The organism is Bradyrhizobium sp. 40, from assembly GCF_023100925.1.
Taxonomy (GTDB): domain Bacteria; phylum Pseudomonadota; class Alphaproteobacteria; order Rhizobiales; family Xanthobacteraceae; genus Bradyrhizobium.
This window is the reverse complement of record NZ_CP064688.1, coordinates 4,521,521-4,543,243: the sequence shown is the minus strand read 5'-3', so window position 1 is coordinate 4,543,243 and position 21,723 is coordinate 4,521,521. Positions and strand designations below refer to the sequence as shown.

Sequence of the window (21,723 nt, the reverse complement as noted above, 5' to 3'; positions counted from 1 at the left end):
TGAATAGGAGCCGCAGTCAACGGCGCCCGTCTCCATAGCTTTAGTTCGGCCGCAGGAGCAGGTCGGTCGCAGCTTAGCGCGACCATGGCCACGATAACGACGGTTGCGGTTTTATAGCTTGCGGTCTGGCAATTGGCGCCGGCTTTGGCGCCTGGGCAACATTGGCCGACTGCCGTGGACGCGGCAATGTTACTTCCTGCATGACCTGTGGCTTTTCTGGGATCGCGTTCGTAACTTCAGGCATCATCTCCTTTGGTGCTGAGGCGTTCGCCGTGGCGCGGGCGAGTTGCTCCTGGTTTGCGTTGAGGCGATCGGTGAGCGTTTGACTTTCGCGTGCCATCTGGATCTGGATCCCTTTGACATCGTCGATGACACGGCTGTTACGTGCGAGTTCTTCCTGGCCTGTCTTGAGTTGGCGCGCGACATTTTCATTGTCGTGGACCAATTTCTCTTGCGTCACGTTAAGCTGTTCGACTGCTTGCCTCAAGGCAGCGAGATCGCGCGTCATCGCCTGCACCTGCTGCGTCAAGTCGGAAACCAGGTCGATTGCAGACGGCGCCGCGTCTTTCGGCGCCGCAGCATCTCGGGGGCCCCGCGTCAGGGGTGCAGGGTCCGAAGGGGCCCTCATCGCCGGTTGAGCGGAGGACGACCACCACCACCAAGCAGCAAAGGACACAGCCAACAGAGAGCAGACGAAGGCCACGTGGGGCTGTTTCGTCGGTTGATGGTTCGTTGCCGGTGCGCGAGACGTCTCCATGGTCGGCTGGACCGAGGGACCGTCTTCCGCCTTGCGCGTCAGGTGCGAAAGCTCCTCCGCGATCTGCCGTTCCGCGACGCTGTCGTCCCGCGTGGAAGCCATTTGGTGCTCCATATGAACCCTTGACGACGGTGCTGACTTTCGTTGTTTAGCACAGTTTTAGCCTGTGCGCTCGGGCCCAGCGCTGCGCGCGAAGGCGCCGTCGGCAAATGAGTCCGATCGCCGAAAGTTCGAGGCTGATCGAGGCAGGAAAAAGCGCCTAAACTCCAGAGCGGCGTGTGCTTATGCCGATGTATGACGTCGACTGGCAGGCTCGCGTGTCTTGCAGGGGGCGCACTCAACCTCCAGCCAGGCGAGTCCGCCACTAAGCATTGATCGATCGTCGGGCAGGGCTGCGCCGGGCCCGCGTAGCATTCCATGCGGACGGACCAGGCTTCCGCCTCCGCCCGGTCGGCTTCTCGAACGGCCTCCTGGGCGCGCTCGCGGGCTCCTTGCGCATGGATCATCGCGCCCATAATCCGGCCGCTCCAGACTACCTCTCCACACTTTTCGCGGAGGATTCCGCAAGTGGCTTGTGAGGCTAGCCGCAGCCGGGAGCCCCACACCTCACTTCGGTCAAGCGCGACTGAGCCTAGCGGCTCCCGCGATCTAATGTGTCAACGTGGCTCGAACCGTAGAAGTGGCAAGCTCCGCGCGGAAAAAACGCAGAGCGCTTTCGCGGAAGGGGGCGAGCTACTGGTCCCCTGGTTCTCGCCGCGCCGAGGATATCCACTCCTCCTCACCATCGGTCGCAAGCTACTGTGAAGGCAACGCTTCTTGGCGCTTCAGTGAAGCTGCGCGCAAATTGGTACGGTGATTAGCTACGAAGTTCCCCTAGCAGCCGTCGCTCAGCTACAGAGTGTCTGGATTCGACCCATCCATTGTCCTAGCGGGTTCCGCTCGTCGCGCGCTCTTCTTGCCTCCACCGTCACCTCGTAGCACCGCCCCAGCGTAGTTCACGGCATCCAGATGTACGATTTGGATCGAAGGCTAGGCGCGCCGCGCAGATGCCGGGAAAGGCGTGCCACGAGCCTGAGAGCGGAAGCGAGAGGCCGCCTCAGGGGGCGGCCTTCTCGTTAGCTGGTGGGCGTCAGCATGTCATTGGCGAACGAGCTAGGACCGCATACCTCCAGCATCGAGAAAAGCAAGGCACCCCCGGGGCAATGGCTGCTCGACCGCTAATCGAACTACGCCAACTCTGTTGCTCCCTTCACAGGTGCGTGCTTCATAAGCCCGCTGTCGGCGGCGGCGCCGACGCGCTCGGCTCCCGTGCTTTGGATCGAAGGTGCGGACCTCCAGGTACGGGGGCCGGATTAGCGCTGAGTGCTATAATGGTTTCCGACTGCGATTGGCTTACAGCAGGACTGTGGACTAGCCGTCTTGGCAGGAAATACCGAGGTTGTCACACGCGAGAGCGAATGACTCTTTTGCCTTTGCATCCTCGAAGCAGAAACGAGCTCCGACCTCCGCGCGATCAATCGACCAATCGACGTTATTGCCTCTCGCGATGCGGGAGGCTTCGCCGCGTAAAAGGTCCAGTTGTCTTCCGGCAGCACGAACGATCAGGCAATTTGCTTTGGGCACAATCCGTTCTCCAAGGGCAATCAGCACTGGTGTGAAATGGCGGCAGCCGGGTTGATCCTAGATGCTAAGCACCCTAAACGAAGGCCGCAGCAGGGGGCCCGCTGCGGCCTCATTGTCAAGAAAAACGGGTGAAAAAGATCTAAGTGAAATATGGAGCCAGCCCGGGTGGAGGCCATCATACTGGGCCATTGGGCAAGGGAATATGATCTAAATCACAATTCAAATTTGTAATGAATCCGAACCATCTATGCTGAGGGAGAGCGCCGCCGGGGCTGGCTAGCTGGCGGGCTCTCACCCCGAGCACAAGGCGGCGTATGTCCCCCACGGCCCCGTCCCAAGCAACACGCTACGCAGCCGCCGCTAACAAAGTGTAAACCTTGTTCCGTTCATATTCGTCGGTCGCAATGGTGAACTCGCTGCGACTTCCGGCTGGAAGCCCGCTAGCTAACGCACCTGGCGGGCTTTCTTGCTTTTCGAAACCAGTCTGATTAGTTCATCAAAGCATTGCGCGGATGAAGAGAAACGACAAACCCAAAGAATGGACCGATGCAGAGGTGCAACTTCTGCTCGCGCTGTCGCGCGAAGGCGCCGGCGCGGTCCAGATTGCAAGCGCGTTGGATAGATACGTTGCATCAGTGAAGCGTGTGGCGGGAAGCTTTGGTATCCAACTGCGGGGTTGAGGGCTGCCGGTCACGCTGGCGGCCCTAGCACTCCCGGCGCTCTAATCCGCAATTGGATCGGCTGCCGGGAGCATTGGGGGCTGGAAACCAAGCGATGCCAGGTTCGCCCTACATCGACAACGCGTACAAAACCGGAATCCGGTAGTTGTCCGGAGTCCATTTTCGGAACGGGGCGTTCTACTGTGAGAACACCGGCGCGATTTAAATACCAACCAATTTCAAGTTTCCCGGGAATGCCGCAGTGGGGCTGGAACCACGCTGCGGCTTTTCCCATGAGCGCACCTGAGGAAACAAGGTTTTCGAGGGGGATTTGTGAGCATCCAAGTAATCATGGAGACTATATTGGAGCGCGAGCTGGCGGCGCGCGGCGTGCAATCATTGCGGCAATCCGATTGCATGGAGATCGTGGAAAACCTCCTCGGGCGCTTGAAGGAGCTGGACCAGGAATTAGCCGCACGAAATATCGAGAGCTAGACGCTCACTCCATCGCAGGAGAGACGGCCCCGGCTTCAGGGGGGCTTTTGAGGTTAGGCCGAGGCCGCTCCGCCAGCTCGGGCGGCGAGCCAGCGCGGATTCAAGCGGAAACGCCCCCGGCAGGTTCCTTAAGGCGCCAACAAATCCTCGCCCAGCGTCAGCAGCCGCACGTAGGTACCGCTCTCGTGCAGCTCCAGCCAACCCTTCTCGATAGCGCACTTGATGCCGGCGCCGAACTCCGGGCCGCTTCCCTTCAGCGTGAAGAGGAAGGGATAGTTTACCTTCTCAATGTGGATACGGCCGTCCTGAACCGGCTGTATGCCGGCGGCGAGCTCGATCAGCTTGCGGGCTGCGGCTTGTGGATTTGCAAAAGGGCGTTCGGTGACGTGCTTCATCGCTGGAATCAAAACCTCAAGCGCCCATGCTTGGCCTGACTTGCCCGCGACTGTCATGCCAGTCCGGGACGATATGCACAGATCCTGCGGCGCCGCATGCCGAACAGACAAAGCGCAAACCGACGCGCGACCACGGCTGATCCTGCGGGAGCACACGAGCCGCACTCGACCTTGTGATTGCAGCGGCCGTTCAGGCATTGGATGTTGCAGGTCACATGGCGGTCGGCCAGCCATTCCGCACGGCTCCTGGGCGGATAGTGGCCGGACCGTCTCGTGTATCGCTGTGCTTGACCTTGCCACAAGTCTCCAAGCTCCGGGAGCAATTTTGTAAAATCGCACTCAGAGCGACTGCGGGGGATCATAGCTGCTCCGTCAGGCTTTTCCTGCCAGAACCCTATGAAGTGACTCAGGGGGCTCATGAGGTTGGTGAAGAGGCCCTAGGTATTCTGCCAAACGGCGCAATCCTATCGCCTTGCCGTCCAGGCGAGCCGCTTCATAGTCGTGCAAGTTCGGTGTGCACGCCATCCTTCGCATTGGTCGGCAAGATGTGCCATCTGCGAGCTCGACAGCAAGCCTAGTGTACCTGCTGGAGGTACAGCGAAGTAATCGATCAGGCGAAGTGCGTCCGCCCTCGGGATCGGCTTCTCCGGTACGCCCGCTCCACCAATGATGCGCTTCCAGACATCTGGGAGTTTCCACATTCGGCATCGACGTTCAGCTTCGGCCTCTGCCAGGGCGCCATCTCTGATGATCGTGAGCTTACATTTCAACTCGGTGATCTCGTCAGCTGATGAGCTTGCCGCAATGTTTTTCGTGATCCGAGCATAGCTATCCGCGCATAGCTGAATGTAATACTCGGGCTCAAACTTTCTGACTACCGGAAACCCCGCCAGCACAGTGGGTGATACCGATCAGGGCGGCTCAGATCGGTGCTTCTCGTTTGTTCAGCACGCCCATTCGGCAGGTAGTCAGCTTCCCTTCGATCTTCGAATCCTCCGCGGCCCTTCAGCCTCACCTTTGGCCGGACCCGCAAAGCCGCGCGGCGGTGACACGGACAATGCACCAACCCACATCTGCAACAGATGTCAGCGGTCAATGGATTTTCTCGCGATGCTGCCGGCAATTGCGAACCTACCTCTCACAGCCGATCTACTTCGCTGGAGGTTTGTCGTAGAGGGGCTTGCCTTTATCGACGATATGCACTGTGAGAAGTTCTACCGTTTTGTCACCGACCACCTTGAAAGGCGTCGTCGGGTACATGGCGGACATTAACGGCAGCATCTCCGCTCGCACTCAGGCCGACGGCACCTTGACGGACTCATTCGGTGCCACGTCATTGGGTCCACCAGATTGCCGTATTCTTTTGTCCCCAAATGGGGATTGCGGCATCGCTCTCCTTTCGTCCAAGATTGCCTGATCGGAGCCCACATCGATCGGTGATGGGCATCAAGCCAAACCCGAAATCTGCGACGTCCATGACGGGTCGCAATGGGACTCGCGTCGCGCATTTCCATGCAAAGGGAGCGGAGACCATGGCACTCATCAATGGAACAGCAGGCGACGATCCGCTGGTTGGCACGGCTGCGGATGATCAGATCAACGGCCTGCAAGGCAACGACACCATCAGCGCTCTCGACGGAAACGATACCGTAAGCGGCGGCCCGGGCAACGATGTCATAGATGGCGGTGCCGGCAATGATACCCTGGATGGAAATGCCGGTATCGATACGATCACCGGTGGCGATGGCGATGACACGATCAATGGCGGCGCGGGCAACGATACGCTGAGCGGAAATGCCGGCGTGGACACCATCCATGGAAACGCGGGCATTGATGCAATCGATGGCGGAACCGGCGACGATCACCTCTTTGGTGACGCCGGCGACGACAGCATTCACGGCGGGGACGGCAACGATGACGTCCATGGCGGCGCGGGTGCCGACGCCCTGTGGGGCGACGCCGGCGACGATACCTTGAGCGGCGACGCCGGTAATGACGTATTGAACGGCGGCGGCGGTAACGACGTACTCAACGGCGGCCTCGGGGATGACACTCTGAATGGCGACGCCGGCAACGACACGCTGAACGGCGGACTTGGCAATGACCTGCTGAATGGCGGTGCGGGCGACGACATCCTGAACGGTGGTGCCGGCACCGATACGCTGAACGGTGGCGACGGCAACGACACCATGCACGGCGATGCCGGTGATGATCTCATGGATGGCGGCGCGGGCAACGATACGATGTTCGGTGATGCCGGAGACGACGTCATGGCCGGCGGTGCGGGCAACGACATCCTGAACGGTGGTGATGGCGATGACGAACTCAGCGGCGGAGCCGGCAACGATACGCTCAACGGCGACGCCGGAGACGATACGCTGGCCGGCGGCGACGGCACCGACGTCCTGAATGGTGGAGATGGGGCCGACTCACTGTCGGGAGGGGCCGGCAACGACACCCTGAATGGCGATGCCGGCGATGACGAGTTGAGCGGCGGCAACGGCGCCGATGTCCTCAGCGGCGGGCTTGGCGACGATGTGCTGACGGGCGGCGCAGGTACCGATACGCACAATTTCGGTGACGGCACGGCGACCAACTTCGGCAATGATGAGGTCACCGATCTCAGTGCTGCGGACGGCGATGTCGTTCATGTCGATGCTCCGCCCAGCTTTGACCCGGCCACCGTCGTCGTGGACGACGACGGCACCAACACCGTGCTGGATTTCGGCTTCGGCACAATCCAGCTCGACGGCGTCTCGGGCGGTGCGACGCCGTTCGAGTCGATCGATGACATCAACAATGCCGCCGGTTATACGGCGATCGAAGTTGTCTAGCGCCGACTAGCAGCGGGGCGGCTGTCAGGCCGCCCCGCCGTCTGCATGTTTTCAGTCAGTGATAGTGTCGGCCCGTTATGTATTCTCGTAACCGTGGTGCTATCCCAGCATCTGGCCAAAGATTGCTGGTGACCTTGATTCCGGGACGATTCGCGTTGATGTGGATCGTGTGTTTCAGCGTGTGCGTAAACATGCTGCTGCTGGTCGTACCTTTCTATTCCATCGAAGTGTTCGACCGTGTGCTCAGCAGCGGTAGCGTTGAGACGCTTGTCGGCCTCACCCTCATCGCCGTGGGCGCTCTCGCCTTCAGCGCCGCCTTCGACACGTTTCGTAACCGACTGTTGAGTCGGTTCGCGGTTGGGTTCGAGCATTGCCTCGCTCCGATCATCCTTGAGGGCAGCATCATCGGCACGGCGCCGGGCGACGGACGGCAGCACGATCTCGTCAAGCTTCGCGAGTTGAGAAGTTTCGTGTCGAGCGGAACGGTCACATCGCTGATAGATGCTCCATTCCTCCCGGTGTTCATTCTTCTCCTGTTCTTCCTGCACCCCTGGTATGGCGTCATAGCCCTGATTGGGGTGGGGGTCCTGTTGGCGATGGGTGTTGCAAGCCACTGGATCGCGCGCGGGGAAATTGCGCAGGCTTCGCAAGCCGCGTTGAAGACGCAGGCGATGCTCGATGGAATCGTCCGTCACTCCAGCGTGGTGCGGGCAATGGGCTGGACCCGAGGCGCCATCCGCGCCTTCATGAGCCTCAATGACGAAGCCCTGTCTCCGGTGGTGCGGGCCAGCGAACGCATCTACACGATTGCGGCCGCCGCCCGAATGGTCAGGACGATTCTGCAGATTGCCGCGATCGGCGCCGGTGCCTGGCTCGTGCTCCGGAACGAGGTGCTCTCCGGCAGTCTGATCGCGAGTTCAATCCTGATAGCTCGCACATTGCAGCCCATGGAAGGGTTGGTCTCGGCTTGGCGCGCGTTGGCATCTGCGCAGGACGCCTGGACGCAAGTCAGCAACGCTGCGATGCCGGTTCTTGCACGTGCGCGGAAGACATTGCTTCCGCCGCCATCCGGCATTCTCCAGGTCGAACGGGTGACATTCCGGATTGGCGGAACGCAGCGTCCCGTTCTCGCGGGCACATCATTTCAATGCCGGCCATCCGAACTTGTCGTCGTGATCGGACCGACCGGCGCTGGAAAATCCACATTGCTGCGCTTGATGGCAGGCCTCGAGCGGCCGAGCAGCGGTACAATCCGGTTGGACCACGCAGCACTCCATACCTGGGATCCCGATCAGCTTGGGCAATTCATCGGCTACCTTCCCCAAGACGTGCAGCTCTTGGGTGGAACGGTGGCCGAAGCCATTGCCGGGTTTGATGAATGCGCACGGGACGAGGCTATCGTCGCCGCGGCCATGCTCGCGCAGGCGCATGAAATGATCCTGTCCCTTCCGGCCGGCTATCAGACCGAGATCGGCCGCGACGGCAGCAGGCTATCTGGCGGCCAGCGTCAGCGCATTGGTCTTGCACGCGCTTTCTTCGGCGATCGCAAATTGATCCTGTTGGATGAGCCCAATGCCAATCTCGACCCGGACGGCGAAGAAGCATTGTGCTCCGCCATTCAATCAGCCAAAGCGCGCGGCGCGGCATCGGTGATCGTCACCCACCGACCGCGGCTGTTGACCATCGCCGATGCTGTGCTGCTGTTGAGGGACGGCAACCAGATCACCTTCGGACCGCCATTTGAAGTTCTTCGCGCCCAGCGGCCGGCACCGGTACCCGGTTCGCCTGGCCTCCCTCGCAATGTCGAACCTCAGAAGCTGCCAGGCAGGAGGGTCCTACCATGACGCAGACCGGTCATGCCTCCGCGATTTCCGCGCCTGTTGCCGGCCTCGGCTCGAAGACGTGGCCGACGGAGCAACCGCGATCCGACATGCGACGGATCATCGCCTGGGGTTGTGTGCTGCTCGTCCTGCAATTTTGCGGCTTCGGCTTGTGGGCAACCACGGTTCCGCTCCGCGGCGCCGTCGTGGCACCAGGATTCATCAAGGTCCATTCAAAGCGCAAGGCGGTGCAACATCTGGAGGGCGGAATCATCAAATCGATCTATGTTCGGGAGAACGATCATGTCGAAGCCGGTCAACTCATTGCGCGGCTCGACACCGCGCAGATTGAAGCGACCCTTGGTTCCCTCGAAACGAAGTTCTTTGCTGACCTAGCGATGGAGGCCCGGCTGGCGGCGGAGCAAGACGCCGCGAAGTCAATCCGGTTTCCGGACGAATTGCGGGAAAGTGCGACCCGTCTCTCCGCACGTATCGCCATTCAAACCCAGGAGGCTGAATTTGCCGCGCGACTGGCCGCGATTGAAAACGAGCGCAAGGTGATCGATCAGCAGATGCTCCAAAACGCGGATGCCATCCGCGGCCTGGAGAGCAACGCTCAAGGACTTGAACAGCAGCTCAAACTGTTGCGAGAAGAGATAGCCGACACGAGCTATCTCCTCGCAAAGGGCCTCGCCCGGAAACCACGTGTGTTGGCGTTGCAACGCGCGGAAGCCGAGGCTGCCGGACAGGTCGATCGCAATGCCGCATCAATTTCGGAGATGCAGGGCAAGATCTCGGAGTTGCAGGACAGACGCCGGCAGCTAGGGTTCAACCAAAATCAGGATATCGCCAAGCAGCGGCATGCGACGAGCGAGGAAATCGGTGACCTCAGACATCGAATTGCCGCGTTGCGTGCCCAGCTTGTCCGGTCCGAATTGCGTGCCCCGGAAAGTGGAAGGATCGTCGGCCTCAACAGCAGGGACCTCAATGCCGTGCTTGGACCTCGGGAAACCCTTTTGGAAATCGTTCCGACGCAAGATCGGCTTGTCATCGAGGCGACATTGAAGCCTGCCGATCGGGAAGAGGTCTATGTCGGACAGATGACGCGTGTGCGGGTTCACGCGCTGAACGTTCGTCGCCGGCCGATGCTCGAGGGAAGGGTCGTCGGCGTTGCGGCAGACGCGCTGACCGACACCCGTTCCGGCGAGAGCTCCTATTTGGCCGAGGTTGAGCTGGACCCCAACGCGCCGACAGCCTCCTACATCTCCACATTGATGCCTGGAATGCCTGTCGAGATATTTGTCGAGACGGGGGAACGAACCTTTGCGGAATATCTGTTGCAGCCGATGACGCTACGGATCAACCGTGCGTTCAGGGAGAATTAAGAGCTGGTGAGGGTGGGCCGGCCTACGAGGGAGGCGACCGTGCATGAGTGCAGTAAGGCACTACCGTCCGCACAGGATGATTTTCGTTCCGGTTGCGTCGAGCGCGCTTCGAAGCAAGGCAATGATGGATGTGGTCTATCAGGGCCTTGTCCGGAGCCGCGCCCGCCACAGATCGCAATGGAATATTTCGCGAAGGCCATGGCGGAATTGCTCGGTTGCCGGAGCTGCTACGTAGCGATGATATCCTCCTCCGGGCTTGAAGAAGTCAGAATCGGAGACGCCCCAACCGATCCGTCATGCACGACGATGGTTGAGCGAATTGCGCGCACGGGCACCCCTGAGGACATCGCCTCGCTCGAGCCGATCAATTCCCGGACCTGGTTCGTCCGCAAGTTGATCGGTGCGGAACCCCCAGTAAAGAGTCATTCAGTCATTGGTAGGTTTGCTTCCGATGAGCGAGCCACGGTCGTATTCGTGGCCGGATGGCGACCGACCGCGCTTGCGGCAGCCGAGATTCCTGGTTTGGCGCATACCGTACGCCCGCTATGGAACGCCGCTCATTCACTTGCCCGGCAAACCCCGGGGCATGTCGATGCGCAACTCTGGCTCGAAGAGCTGACTTTTCCCGCCATCGTTGCGGACCAGAGCCTGCACATTTACGCAGTCAATCGTGGTGGACGAGTACTGCTTGCCAAGCGCCAGCTGCTAAGGATGGACGGAGGCAGGCTCGCGGGCTCATGCGGCTCCGTGACCGAGAGCTTGCGGGAGGCAGTCGGGAAGGTGCTGATCGAGAGCGGGACTCATGGATCATTCAATACTACGGTACCGCTCTCGATGGATCGTCAGCAGTTCGCCTTCGCCAAGATCGGCGTTGTTCCAACGCATGACAAGCTGGGACAGGCCCTCATTGTCGTGCCGCAATTCGACGACGTGCAGGGCGCGCACTGCATTGCATCTGCCTTCCGATTGAACTGGGCTGAGGAAAGAATCGTCACCCGGATTCTTCAATTCCAGTGCCCTCGCGATATTGGAGCCGAGCTTCGGCTGACCGAGGCAACGGTGCGAACCTACACCAAGAGGATCATGCTGAAACTAGGGATCAATCGACAGTCGGAATTCTTTCTTCTGTATCATCTCACCCAATCGCCTTTTGGCGCTGGCAGGCGGGAGAACTCGATGAGCCGGCTGGTCTCCGACCTTCGATTGGATGAAGAGGGCTCGATGCGATTGCGGAGGGTTGGCAAGCATTCGCCTGACTGAGTACGGGGTCTCCGCGATGTCGAATCGCATGAGCTGCGCAGGTTTGCTCCACCGGGCGTTTGCCGCCCTGGTATTGGTTGGGGCCGGCTTCCATGCCGATGCCCAGAGCATTCAATTGGCGCTTCCTATTGCCTGCGAGCCTGGCCGCACCTGCTACATCCAGAATTACACGGATCTCGATCCGTCTCGGTCGGCGCGAGATTACAAGTGCGGCACGCTGACTTATGACGAACACAACGGCACCGACTTTCGCTTGCCCTCACTGGCAGTGCAAAAGGCCGGCGTGGAAGTGCGCGCAGCGGCAGGCGGCCGCATTCTTCGTATCCGCAATGACGCTCCAGACGGGACTTTTACAAAATCGGGGCGCGAAGCGGTGCGCGAGACCGAATGCGGCAATGGCGTCGTCATCGAACACCCGGAGCAGTGGGAAACCCAGTACTGCCACCTGGCCGCCGGAAGTGTGTTGGTCAAACTTGGAGACAAGGTCGAACTTGGACAGCCGATCGGCCGTGTCGGTCTCTCCGGCCTCACGGAGTATCCTCACCTGCATTTCACGGTGAGGCACAATGGCGTGGTCGTCGATCCATTTGCGTATGGCGTACGTCCCGAGTCTTGCCAAGGCGGTCAATCCCTCTGGCTTACTGCCTTGCGCCAGAAACTCGAGTATCAGGAACGAGCCATCCTCAATGCCGGCTTTACGACGGGTCCGGTCACGATGGAACTCATCGAGGACGGTAGTGCCGAGAGGCAAATGCCGTCTGCCAGTTCGATGGCGATCGTCGCATTCGTGCGGGCTATCGGGCTCAAGGCAGGCGATGCGCAATGGCTGGTCATCAAGGATCCTCTCGAGCACGTCATTGCGGAAAATCGGTCTGCGCCGCTTCAGGCCAACAAGGCGCAATTCATGCTCTTTGCGGGTAAGAAGCGACCCCCTGGGGGTTGGGAACGCGGGTCCTACAAGGCCACTTATGTTGTCGAGCGGGATGGCCAGGTCGTGCTCAGGAAGGACCTGGAGCTCATGCTCTAGCGCCGCGCCTGTGCTCGGGGGCGCCCGACTGGTTGCCGGAACGCCCGCTCCCGCTATACGCGGTCAGACGACTGGCACTGCGATACTGCTGCGGTGGTCAGGCGCCCTGCAAGTGCGCGCTGGGATTAAGGTAACGCAGCAAGGTTACCATCGGTATCCTTCGCGTGCAGCGGCCGAAGCTTCCTGGCATCGGCGCTGGCGATCCGAAGTGTCTCTCTCTGAATGAGGACCTCGTCGTACTGCTCCTCAATGTGCGATCTGACGGCAAGCCGCCGGAGCCGGTCGGTGAGAAGTTCGGCGCGTGCAGCAATAGTTGTGCTCTTGATTGACATGTGAAGCTCCCCAGAACGCCACTGGAAGGGAGCCGATGCTTCGCCGGATCGCGGCAGTGAGAAATAACCTACGCTAAGTTTGCTGCCATATTTTCCTGTTCCGAAAGAGGAGCAGTCACTGGGAAAGAACGGGGCATTGAGGCGAATCCGAACTGCTGCGCATCGTCTCGCCTTCGGGCCAAGAGAGTAATCAGGGGCGTCAACGTGGGGCACCCCGATTTAACATACGCTAGATGCGGTGCGGGCTGCTCTTGATACTCTGCCGGCACGGCGATAGGCGCAGTAGTGGTTGTGAAATCGAGGTGGTCGTTGAACGTCGTTCCTTGATGTACGAGGGCAAGCCGGCACACGTCGTCGCCGCCTTCGACGTCACCGAGCGCAACCGAAGCCAACGCAGGGTCAGTCATTTGGCGTCCCACGACGCTTTAACCGAGCTGCCGAACCGAACCGCGCTAGATGGAGCACTCCTGGCCGCGATGGAGCGAGCGCGGGAAATCAATGGCAGTGTGGGGGTGCTGTGCATTGATCTGGACCGGTTCAAGGACATCAACGATCTCTTCGGGCACTCAATCGGCGACGCCGTTTTGCGCGAAACTGCTCGCCGCTTGAACAATGCCGCTGAAGGGGCCTACGTTGCCCGGGTTGGGGGCGACGAGTTCATGGCGATTACCGAACAGGTGCCGCTTCCAGGCGCTGCCGAGCTGCTCGCTAAAAGAATGCGCGCGGCTTTTGAGATCCCGATCGAGACAGGCGGTCATAGTCTGGAGCTCGACCTCTGCATCGGGGTCGCGGTATACCCAAGGGATGGCGAGGACGACGTCTCGCTGCTGGCCAATGCGGATGCGGCCCTTTACCGCGCCAAGCACGATGGCCGAGGCGCGATCCGCCTGTTTACCAGCGCAATGGATCAGCAGCTGCGCCAGCGACGTGCCGTCGAGCACGATCTGCGTTCGGCTGTAGAAAATGCCGAGCTGTTCCTGGAATATCAGCCGCAAGTGGACAGCCTCAGGCAAATCGTCGGTTACGAGGCTCTGGTGCGGTGGCAGCATCCCATTCGCGGCGTTATTGCACCAGGCGAGTTCATTCCGATTGCGGAAGAGAGCGGTTTGATCACCAAAATCGACGAGTGGGTCCTCAAGGAAGCGTGTCGCGCCGCGACGTTGTGGGAAACGCCGCTCAGGATCGCCGTCAACATCTCCGCGGCTCAATTCCGTCGCGAAAACCTCGAGACCCAGGTGAAGCGAGCTCTGCGAGAGAGCGGGCTTGCGCCGGCCAGACTTGAATTGGAAATCACGGAAGGCGTGCTGATTGAAGACGTCGGCCGGGCGAGTGAGACGATGAAACGATTGAAATCCCTCGGAGTCTTGATTGCCTTGGATGACTTTGGGACCGGCTACTCCTCACTATCGTATCTCTACGCATTTCCGCTCGACCGCATAAAGATTGATCGTTTCTTTGTCGCAAGCCTTGGTACGAGCGATAAGTCGATCGGCATTGTTCGTGCAGTGATCGGGTTGACCCACAGCTTTGGTATTCCAGTGCTCGCCGAGGGCGTCGAAACCAACGAGCAGATGTCGATGTTGGTGTCTATGGGGTGTGACGAAATGCAGGGATACCTGATCGGGCGTCCTCAAGGTTTGCCACAGGGAGTCGGTGAGGACTTCCTTCCCACGCCCGCCTGGGTGGGCGCCTGAGCTCAGCGGCCCGGTTCGGCGGTGAGTGCTTCAGTCCTCTTCCGCGTTATTCCGGGAGCTCCTCCGGGCCAGCTGGATATAGTAGGAAGCTTGAGTGCCGATCGGACCCGGCTGAGAGGATGGGCGGCCGGTGTTACGCCGAATGCGCGGCGGAATAGGGCGATAAATCCGCTGACGCTGCTGTATCCAAGGTCAAGTGCAACCGTGGTCACGGCGTTCCCTTCCGCCAGCCTCTCGAGCGCGCGCATCAAGCGCGCACGGTGCCGTCCCGCTCACGCCAACCCCGAACTATGGTCGGACGCGCATATCAGTGATCTGGTCAAGGCGGCGATCGGTGCCGGCAACTTGCCCGTCGCGCTTCACGGACCCCCTGCTCCATCGCCTTGATCTGCGCTGAGCGGACTCAACTGGTCGTCTCTGACCGAGCGAGCGGATGATGCCATCATCCTGGTACGTCCTGACGGATTCGTCGCCATAGCCGAGACTTGAGCGCTTGCAAGCCGCTGGGCGTTCAGGGACCGAGTCGCTGCGCAGCCATGCTGCGGCCGGTGTCCCGATCGGGCGCATCGGCAGAGGCGCAGCTCGCGTTGCTGGGTAGGCGCCGCTGCCTGTTCGGCAGCGCGGTCCGGGCCAGCTCGATCTGGAGCTCGAGATGCTGATAGACCCGCGGAGCAGTCGAGTGGTCCTCGTCAACCCGATGCGTGGCGAAACCCGCACGACATCGGACGGAGCAGCGGGTGCTGCAACCCTTTCGTTGCTGCAGGCCGGCGCCGGCCTATTTGGCACCAAGATCATCGTCGCCGGAGAATCGCAGCTGTTACAGCTTCCCGAGCAGGCCGGCGCGTCATTCGTGCAGGTGAATGCGAGCGGCCTCTATCTTTGGGACGATCAGGGCTTTGCAGATGCGCTGGAGGCGTCCACGGCGGGGGCGATCGTGCTGGGAGGCGCCTGGCTCGAGGAGGACGTTTTCATTGCGGCATTGGAAGCCGCCAGGCGGGGCTATGACGTCCGCTTGCCTTGCGACCTCACGTCCCCGCGCGTGGAGCGCGACGGAGCGATCGTGCTTGACAGGTTAGCTCTTCATGGCGTGCTCGCAACGACTGTTCGTCAGTTGTTGCTGGAATGGGCGGTGTTCTTGAACGATCCGCTCCTGAAGCACAAGGTCGGGCGGTTGTTGTCATAACGGACGCTAGCTTGCCGGGGCGACAGCACAGCGCGAACGCCGATCTGCTCTCTGGAACCAAATGGTTTTTGCCGCCCTTGAACTGCCTGCTTCAGCTTACGCGCTTGAAATTGGCGGGCGCCGTAAGCCCGAATTTGCAAGGAGGGAGGGGGCCAGGAGCGCTGCCGAGAGCGCTGCCGGGCAGCTGACGCTGCTTTTTCCCAAGCTTCAGATCGGAGTCCTTGATGCCAAGACCGATGGTCGGGACGATACAGTGCTTCCATCGGCGTGAGCCTCGCTGTGGTGCGCGTCGCGGCTGCGCCGCAGCGGGCTCTCGTGCACCGAGCCGCTTTGCGTCTCGGCCATGCGGTATCTCTCATGCGGGAATGACAGAGCTCCTCGCCGGGGGCACTCGGAAAAGGGGCTCGCCTTCGGCGATCGCTATCACTGCCCCGTTCCCGGGTGCCGCTGTTAACCGGTCTCCTCGCTGCACTCGGACCCGCGTGCCCCTTCGGGTCGCTATGCTCACGCTCTCCGGGTGCCATTTTGCGTCAAGGCGATGCGCCCTTGGCGCACGCCTGGCAGCGGGGCAGCTTCCCCATCATGTTGCGCTTGGCTCGTGCATCTCGATGTCGACGCCCCGTCCGTGTGGCGGGATCCACGACTTCCGACACGCCTTGCGGAATCAGGTGCCGGCGTCGTCTTTCAGGGCGGAGCATTCCTTGAAAAGAGCTGCTGATTGCAGCGTTGGAAGGCTTGCGGCACGGCTGCGACATGCGGTTGCACTCGGATTGTCGGTCGCACGTGATGAAGCCGATCGGTGCCTTGCCTTATGGCGTTTAGCTGATCACCGCGTCCTCGCCGCCACCGTCCAACAGGCTCTGCTCGAATGCGTCGTGTCGCTGGACGACAAGGCCCTCAGCCGGAAGGTTCAGGAATTGCTCTCCCAAATGGCGCCTCGCGCAAGCAGCTGCTTGCGGGCCGGGCTCTCGTGGACCGAGCCGCTTGGCGGTTTGACCTCCGGCGTCGAGCCCTGGCGCAATAGGCGTCGTCTGCGCCGGCGAGTGCGTGTCGACTGCGCGATTGGTCAAGCGCGACGGGTCTCGGTGACCCGCCGGCAAGGCTCCTGAGGGCGATGCTCTCGGGGAGCCGGCCGCAGGCGGCCGGCGCTTTTGATGAGCCCCCGGACGGCGCGGTGGGCGGCGCTCCCGCATAGCCCCGAACCGGCGGTCCGCAACCGCGCCTCGCTTAGGCTCTCTGCGCCGCTTGTGTGCTTGGCGCGGTCCTCCGCTGACGCTCCGGCCGTTCCGGTGCGGTCCGCCTTCACGTTCGGGGCTTTCCGGTCCTTCAGCTCGTTCGCGACATCGGGCGTATCGTCGTTTTCGTCGTCGGCGGCCCCACGGATATTCACGTCGACAAGAAACGTCTGACCGTTGTCAAAACGCAGAAGGGTCATGTCGCCGTTCGACACGGGGAAGAAGGTAATAGTAGCGGTCATGAGCGGAGCTTTCGTTCGATATTTGTTCTAGCGATTGATCAAATGATTGCAGTCCTTCGAGCACAGGCAGTATTTCGGCTGTCTGGGGATTTACGAGAACAGAGATGGAACCCGATTCAGGGTTTTTCTGAGGCAGAGCCTACTGATTTCCCCGCATGGTTGTACTATGAGCTATAGGAAGGTTCCCTATAGCTCATTATTTCTGGTATCATGAGTTATAGAGAGGGGCGCTATAGCTCATGCCATGGAACTGGGAGCGGCCGTCTTGGCCAGAATTTACTTATCAATCGAGCGACTTAGAGGCGCTGGAGCGCAAATTTCTGCTTAGCGCAGGGGAGTTCATAGGCGCTTTTAAGCACATCGGCCCGGATGACCGGGAGACCTTAAAAATTGAGTTGATAAGTGACGAGGCGCTGAAAACCTCAGAGATCGAGGGCGAGGTGCTGGACAGGGATAGCGTGCAATCTTCCCTTCGGCGGCAGTTCGGCCTGGGGAACGATGGCCAACGCATTCTGCCAGCCGAAAACGGCATCGCGGAGATGATGGCCGATCTCTACAAGAACTTTGACACCTCCCTTTCTCACGAGACCATGTTTGCCTGGCACAGCATGCTTATGAGCGGGGCTGGGAGCATCCATACAATTGGGGCCTATCGCACTCACCCGGACCCCATGCAGGTGGTCTCGGGCAGCATCGGTCATCCGAAGGTTCACTTCGAAGCGCCCCCGTCTTCAAAAATGACGGAGGAGATGGATGCGTTCGTGTCCTGGTTCAACGAAACGGCACCGGGCGGAAAGCATCCGCTTGCGGCGTTGACGCGCGCCGGGTTCGCTCATCTATATTTTGTAAGCATCCATCCGTTCGAGGATGGTAATGGCCGTATTGCGCGAGCCCTCGCGGAAAAATCGCTCGCGCAAAATCTGGCGCAACCGACCCTGATTGCACTCTCATACACAATTGAGAAATCGAGAAAGGATTACTATTCCGCTCTCGAACGCAACAACAAGGACATGGAAATCACCGACTGGCTTCTTTATTTCGCGAACACTATCACTGATGCGCAGGCCAATACGATCAAGCGCGTGAACTTCTATCTCGCCAAGACCAAGTTGTACGAAACGCTGCGAGACCAGCTCAACGAACGTCAAGATAAGGCGATTGCCCGGATGTTTCGCGAAGGCATCGACGGCTTTAAGGGTGGCCTTAGCGCAGAGAACTACATCAGCATCACGAAGACTTCCCGCGCTACGGCAACGCGAGATTTGCAGAATCTCGTGAACATGGGCGCGCTCACAAAAACTGGCGAGCTACGTCATACGAGATATCACTTGAATATTTCGGTCGCAGACGAATAGCTGGTCGGGCCACGGACCGGCGTGAAGGTCGGCAAGCTCGATACAGTCAATAAAGTTGACCTATTGGAATTGTAGCCACTTGGCCTCTCGATTAGCCAATCTTTGAGATTTAAATTCTCTTCTACGCTTGCAGCCTCCGAGCCGCGCACCACATAGCTGTGCGGAGGGGGTTGTACTCGCCAGAATACTGCCCGCGTTTCACGTCGATCCAACGGTCGCCTACCATGTAGCGATCATAGGAGTTCGCGCGTTGCCATGCGAGATTGATTTCTTGCGTGCCGGCGACAGTAACGGCGATGCCATCGTCGTCAAATGGGGCGACTCCAAATACAGCGATTTCTATCTCAATGTCGTGGATGGTGGTTTCACCGACACTGGCGACCAGATTATCGCTCACATCAAGCGGTATCATTCGAACCGAGCAATCATCGCCAACGTCGTTCTGACACACGCCGACAATGATCACGCTACTGGTCTCATCAAGCTCTTGGAGCACCCACATTTCACGATTCATACCCTTTGGATGAACCGTCCATGGGATTACGTTGATGAGGTACTGGATAAATTCCACCGCCTTTATACTCGCGAAGGCTTAGTCAAGAAGATGCGCGAGATGCATCCATATCTGGTTGAGATGGAAAAGATCGCCGCGCGGCGCGGCATCGCTATCCGCGCGCCGTTGCAGGGAGCCCAGATCGGTGCCTTTACTGTTTTAGCGCCGAGCCGCGCACGATACGTCGTCCTAATCCCTGATCTCGACAAGACGCCGCCTTCCTACGCCAGCGATTCGGCGTCGACAGTTGGCGGCATCTTCGGGTCTGCGCTAAAGAATATCGTCGAGAAGATCAAAGAACGCCTGGACCTCGAGACGCTAGATAACAACCCGCCAGCTACGTCTGCATCAAACGAGTCCTCGGTGGTCCAGATGGGCACGTTCGGCACAGAGCGCGTGCTGCTCACGGGCGATGTCGGCCCCGAGGGACTCGACGAAGCCGCCCAGTATGCCGAGAGCCTCTATCTCCAAATCCAACCCAACCTGATTCAAATCCCCCACCACGGAAGCCGCCGCAATGTCACGGCTGCGGTCCTCAATCGTTGGCTCGGTTCGTATCCATCATCACGCCGTGGCGACGCAATCGCGTCGGTTGGCAAGGATGAATCTCGGTATCCGCGCGCGAAGGTTGCCAACGCTTTTGTTCGACGGGGCTTTGATGTCTACAAGACCGACACGGGCTGGGTAAACTTCCACAGCGGCTATGATCGCAGACCAAATATGGGCTACGCGACAACTGTTCCCTTTTCGCCAGACGTTGAGGATTAACCTCTGCCAAAGTTCGATAAGTACACGCTCTTCGCGCGGCTGTTCCCTGCCATCATCGCAGCGGCGCCAGCGATCGCTCTTGCTTGGGTCGCTGTATCGGGCAAATCTCTAAGCGTCACCCATGCAATAAGCCGGAACTGCGCTCACAGTCCTCCTTATGGTTTTTGCTGACGTTGCCCGGCGCCAGGGCAAGCGCATCGAACCAAAATTGATCGACCGTATGGGAGGCCTTCCCAGCATCACCATGCTTCGGCATCAAGATAGCTCCATCGACGCTCTGACGAAGGCGAGGATGCACGCGATCATTTCTGCAAAGCTGTCCGAGCAGGCACCCACCGCTGCCCAGGAGCAAGCCGATCCCGCTGCGGCCGACGGTTATTACATGCGTGCAGGAACGTGGCTGCGCGAGAATACGCGCGACAAGAAGAAGTTCGATATCCTGTTCAACGAGAATGTCACCTACGGCTACCGGCGCAATCTATATGCGCTCAAATGGCCGGCATTGACTCTGAACGCCGCAATTATGATCGGCTGCGCCCTCGCATATTGGTACGCGTTGCCGCAGAAATACTCGCTTGATCTCATCCCCGTTTTCGTGATCGCCGTTCTGCACGCTGTATATCTCGCAGTGTTCTCTTCAGAGGATGCCGTTCGCGAGGCTTCCCGCACCTATGCACGCCAACTTCTCCTAAGTACGGAGTCGCCGTATTTGGATGCTGTAAAAGCACGTGCAAAATCGGGTGCAAGGAAAAAAACCTCCTGAGAGAGTTTACCGAAGCTGCGTCTCGGCAACGGACCTCGTGGCTCTCAAAACGGAGAGCCAATATGCAGGTTCCGACCCGAAAGTGCATTCTGCGCCTCTTTCTAGGAAGCCAAAGGGCAGACGGACGCCTTCGGATATTGCGTCGATCAGATCACGCCGGGTGAAAGTAGTCTACTTTCGCCGTTGGGACGGGCCTTCAGGAGTTCGGAATCCGTTCGCAAGCTGGAAACTGCCGCATGTGGCGGCCGCCCATATAGCACACGTAATTACCTTGAAATTTCAGCAGGGCTAAAATGAGCCGTGCGTTAATTTCGCGCACGATCACGATGAGATCCCATAGGGTTTTTCTATCGGAAGCGATGCCGCGATGCACGATATCGTTTCGGGTCGTCACCAGTCGACGCAACATTTTATTCGTGATGTCGGTTTTGCTGACGCCCCAGAGGTCGAAGAGTGCCCTGATATTTTGTGCGAGCGATTGGCGACTTAATCCTTCCAGCCGAACTTTGAGGGCCTGTTTGACATCATCGGACAGGTAGGTGCTCCTCTCTAGGAGGTCTTCAATCTCGCCTCTGATCCTTTCAAAATCAGGCGCGGGGATAAGCTGCCGCGATTCTTCGGGAAGATGATGCGAGGCCAAATGTTCAAGAGCGGTCATGCCGCTTAGGAAGCGTACTTCATCGTGCGTTGTCTCGACGTGCAACCAGCCGATCGCGTTGGCCAACGCGTCGCGATTATGTCGAGCAGCATCGAAATTAGCCGCGACGGAATGGAAGAACGGCTGCAAATTCAGGAAGTGCTGCACCGGCAGCTCAGAAGTCCCACTGCTGGCTGTGCGATAGAATGTCACCGTAAGGGTGTCATTTACCCGATACTCAACGATGGGCGAACTAAGGTGTCGCCCGTTCGCAAAGGACAGAGCCATCCTGAGATGCAGGAGGAGGTCATTGGCCTCGCCGCGCCAGTTGGCAGGCAACTCACCTTCTGGCGCTTGAACTGTAAGATGCCCCGTTATTGCATAGGGACCGGAGACTTCCGTCATTCCGCGCGTAGACGTTTCCCAAGCGCGTCGTGCCATTGAGTCCAGGACCAAAGCTGCGAATGCCGCGAAGGCGGAATTGCAGAGCCGGCGGCGACGGCTGGGAAATCTGGATCCGAAGCTCGGCTTCGTAAGCCTCAAGGGAGATCTCAAGGACGCCGCTCTTGTGGTGGTAGCCGGCTAGAAAAACGCGTTCCGACTTTAGCTGCTTTCCGCTTTCGCTGCACTCGATCCCGAATTCCGCGATTTCAGTTCCCAACTTTCCGATCGTTTGCATCAGCTCGAGGAGGGCCGACTGTTGTCC

General features: G+C 59.6%; 18 protein-coding genes. 12 read left to right on the top strand and 6 right to left on the bottom strand.

Annotated elements, in window-relative coordinates; genetic code table 11:
- Nucleotides 1–73: 73 nt before the first annotated feature.
- Nucleotides 74–859: a hypothetical protein gene (locus IVB40_RS22185; RefSeq protein WP_247816284.1), complete on the bottom strand. Its 786-nt coding sequence runs from the start codon at nt 857–859 to the stop codon at nt 74–76.
- Between the two features lie 2,033 nt (nt 860–2,892).
- Here IVB40_RS22185 and IVB40_RS22180 point away from each other — a divergent pair.
- Nucleotides 2,893–3,060, top strand: coding sequence for a hypothetical protein (locus tag IVB40_RS22180; protein ID WP_247816283.1), 168 nt, complete (start codon nt 2,893–2,895; stop codon nt 3,058–3,060).
- 342 nt (nt 3,061–3,402) lie between these two features.
- The gene (locus IVB40_RS35800) at nt 3,403–3,534 is read left to right on the top strand and encodes a hypothetical protein (protein ID WP_256468199.1); all 132 of its coding nucleotides are present in this window, start codon (nt 3,403–3,405) and stop codon (nt 3,532–3,534) included.
- A gap of 128 nt (nt 3,535–3,662) precedes the next feature.
- Here the strand turns inward: IVB40_RS35800 and IVB40_RS22175 are convergent, their stop codons facing one another.
- Entirely contained in the window at nt 3,663–3,929 is a 267-nt protein-coding gene (locus IVB40_RS22175) for a hypothetical protein (RefSeq protein ID WP_247816282.1), read from the bottom strand.
- A 1,532-nt stretch (nt 3,930–5,461) separates the two neighbouring features.
- Here IVB40_RS22175 and IVB40_RS22170 point away from each other — a divergent pair.
- From IVB40_RS22170 to IVB40_RS22150, 5 genes are all read left to right on the top strand, one after another.
- On the top strand, nt 5,462–6,763 hold the full coding sequence (locus IVB40_RS22170) for a calcium-binding protein (protein WP_247816281.1): 1,302 nt from the start codon (nt 5,462–5,464) through the stop codon (nt 6,761–6,763).
- Nucleotides 6,764–6,891: 128 nt separating this feature from the next.
- Nucleotides 6,892–8,607 (top strand): type I secretion system permease/ATPase, encoded by a 1,716-nt coding sequence (locus IVB40_RS22165; RefSeq protein ID WP_247816280.1) that lies wholly within the window; start codon nt 6,892–6,894, stop codon nt 8,605–8,607.
- Entirely contained in the window at nt 8,604–9,968 is a 1,365-nt protein-coding gene (locus IVB40_RS22160; protein ID WP_247816279.1) for an HlyD family type I secretion periplasmic adaptor subunit, read from the top strand. The genes IVB40_RS22165 and IVB40_RS22160 overlap by 4 nt, the downstream gene beginning before the upstream one ends.
- Nucleotides 9,969–10,145: 177 nt before the next feature.
- Complete coding sequence (locus IVB40_RS22155) at nt 10,146–11,228, top strand: helix-turn-helix transcriptional regulator (RefSeq protein WP_247816278.1); 1,083 nt, start codon at nt 10,146–10,148, stop codon at nt 11,226–11,228.
- A gap of 16 nt (nt 11,229–11,244) precedes the next feature.
- Nucleotides 11,245–12,255 carry a M23 family metallopeptidase gene (locus IVB40_RS22150; RefSeq protein WP_247816277.1) on the top strand — a complete coding sequence of 337 codons (1,011 nt, stop codon included), beginning with the start codon at nt 11,245–11,247 and terminating at the stop codon, nt 12,253–12,255.
- A gap of 125 nt (nt 12,256–12,380) precedes the next feature.
- On the opposite strand, the gene IVB40_RS22145 is transcribed toward IVB40_RS22150, so the two are convergent.
- On the bottom strand, nt 12,381–12,587 hold the full coding sequence (locus IVB40_RS22145; protein WP_247816276.1) for a hypothetical protein: 207 nt from the start codon (nt 12,585–12,587) through the stop codon (nt 12,381–12,383).
- 302 nt (nt 12,588–12,889) lie between these two features.
- On the opposite strand from IVB40_RS22145, the gene IVB40_RS22140 reads away from it, so the two are divergent.
- A complete protein-coding gene (locus tag IVB40_RS22140) occupies nt 12,890–14,281 on the top strand; it encodes an EAL domain-containing protein (RefSeq protein ID WP_247816275.1) in 1,392 nt (463 codons plus the stop codon).
- A 2-nt stretch (nt 14,282–14,283) separates the two neighbouring features.
- On the opposite strand, the gene IVB40_RS22135 is transcribed toward IVB40_RS22140, so the two are convergent.
- Entirely contained in the window at nt 14,284–14,532 is a 249-nt protein-coding gene (locus IVB40_RS22135) for a helix-turn-helix domain-containing protein (RefSeq protein WP_346283263.1), read from the bottom strand.
- 428 nt (nt 14,533–14,960) lie between these two features.
- Between IVB40_RS22135 and IVB40_RS22130 the strand changes: the two genes are divergently transcribed.
- On the top strand, nt 14,961–15,464 hold the full coding sequence (locus IVB40_RS22130; RefSeq protein ID WP_247816274.1) for an isochorismatase family protein: 504 nt from the start codon (nt 14,961–14,963) through the stop codon (nt 15,462–15,464).
- Nucleotides 15,465–16,530: 1,066 nt separating this feature from the next.
- Here the strand turns inward: IVB40_RS22130 and IVB40_RS22125 are convergent.
- Entirely contained in the window at nt 16,531–16,941 is a 411-nt protein-coding gene (locus IVB40_RS22125; RefSeq protein WP_247816273.1) for a hypothetical protein, read from the bottom strand.
- Nucleotides 16,942–17,180: 239 nt separating this feature from the next.
- On the opposite strand from IVB40_RS22125, the gene IVB40_RS22120 reads away from it, so the two are divergent.
- The 3 genes from IVB40_RS22120 to IVB40_RS22110 all read left to right on the top strand — a co-directional run bounded on the left by IVB40_RS22120 (nt 17,181) and on the right by IVB40_RS22110 (nt 20,380).
- The gene (locus IVB40_RS22120) at nt 17,181–18,296 is read left to right on the top strand and encodes a Fic family protein (protein ID WP_247816272.1); all 1,116 of its coding nucleotides are present in this window, start codon (nt 17,181–17,183) and stop codon (nt 18,294–18,296) included.
- 271 nt (nt 18,297–18,567) lie between these two features.
- Nucleotides 18,568–19,617 (top strand): hypothetical protein, encoded by a 1,050-nt coding sequence (locus IVB40_RS22115; protein WP_247816271.1) that lies wholly within the window; start codon nt 18,568–18,570, stop codon nt 19,615–19,617.
- Nucleotides 19,618–19,774: 157 nt separating this feature from the next.
- Nucleotides 19,775–20,380, top strand: a complete 606-nt coding sequence (locus IVB40_RS22110) for a hypothetical protein (RefSeq protein ID WP_247816270.1) — start codon at nt 19,775–19,777, stop codon at nt 20,378–20,380.
- Between the two features lie 196 nt (nt 20,381–20,576).
- Here IVB40_RS22110 and IVB40_RS22105 read toward each other — a convergent pair whose 3' ends face one another.
- Nucleotides 20,577–21,422 (bottom strand): hypothetical protein, encoded by an 846-nt coding sequence (locus IVB40_RS22105; protein ID WP_247816269.1) that lies wholly within the window; start codon nt 21,420–21,422, stop codon nt 20,577–20,579.
- Nucleotides 21,423–21,723 lie beyond the last annotated feature (301 nt).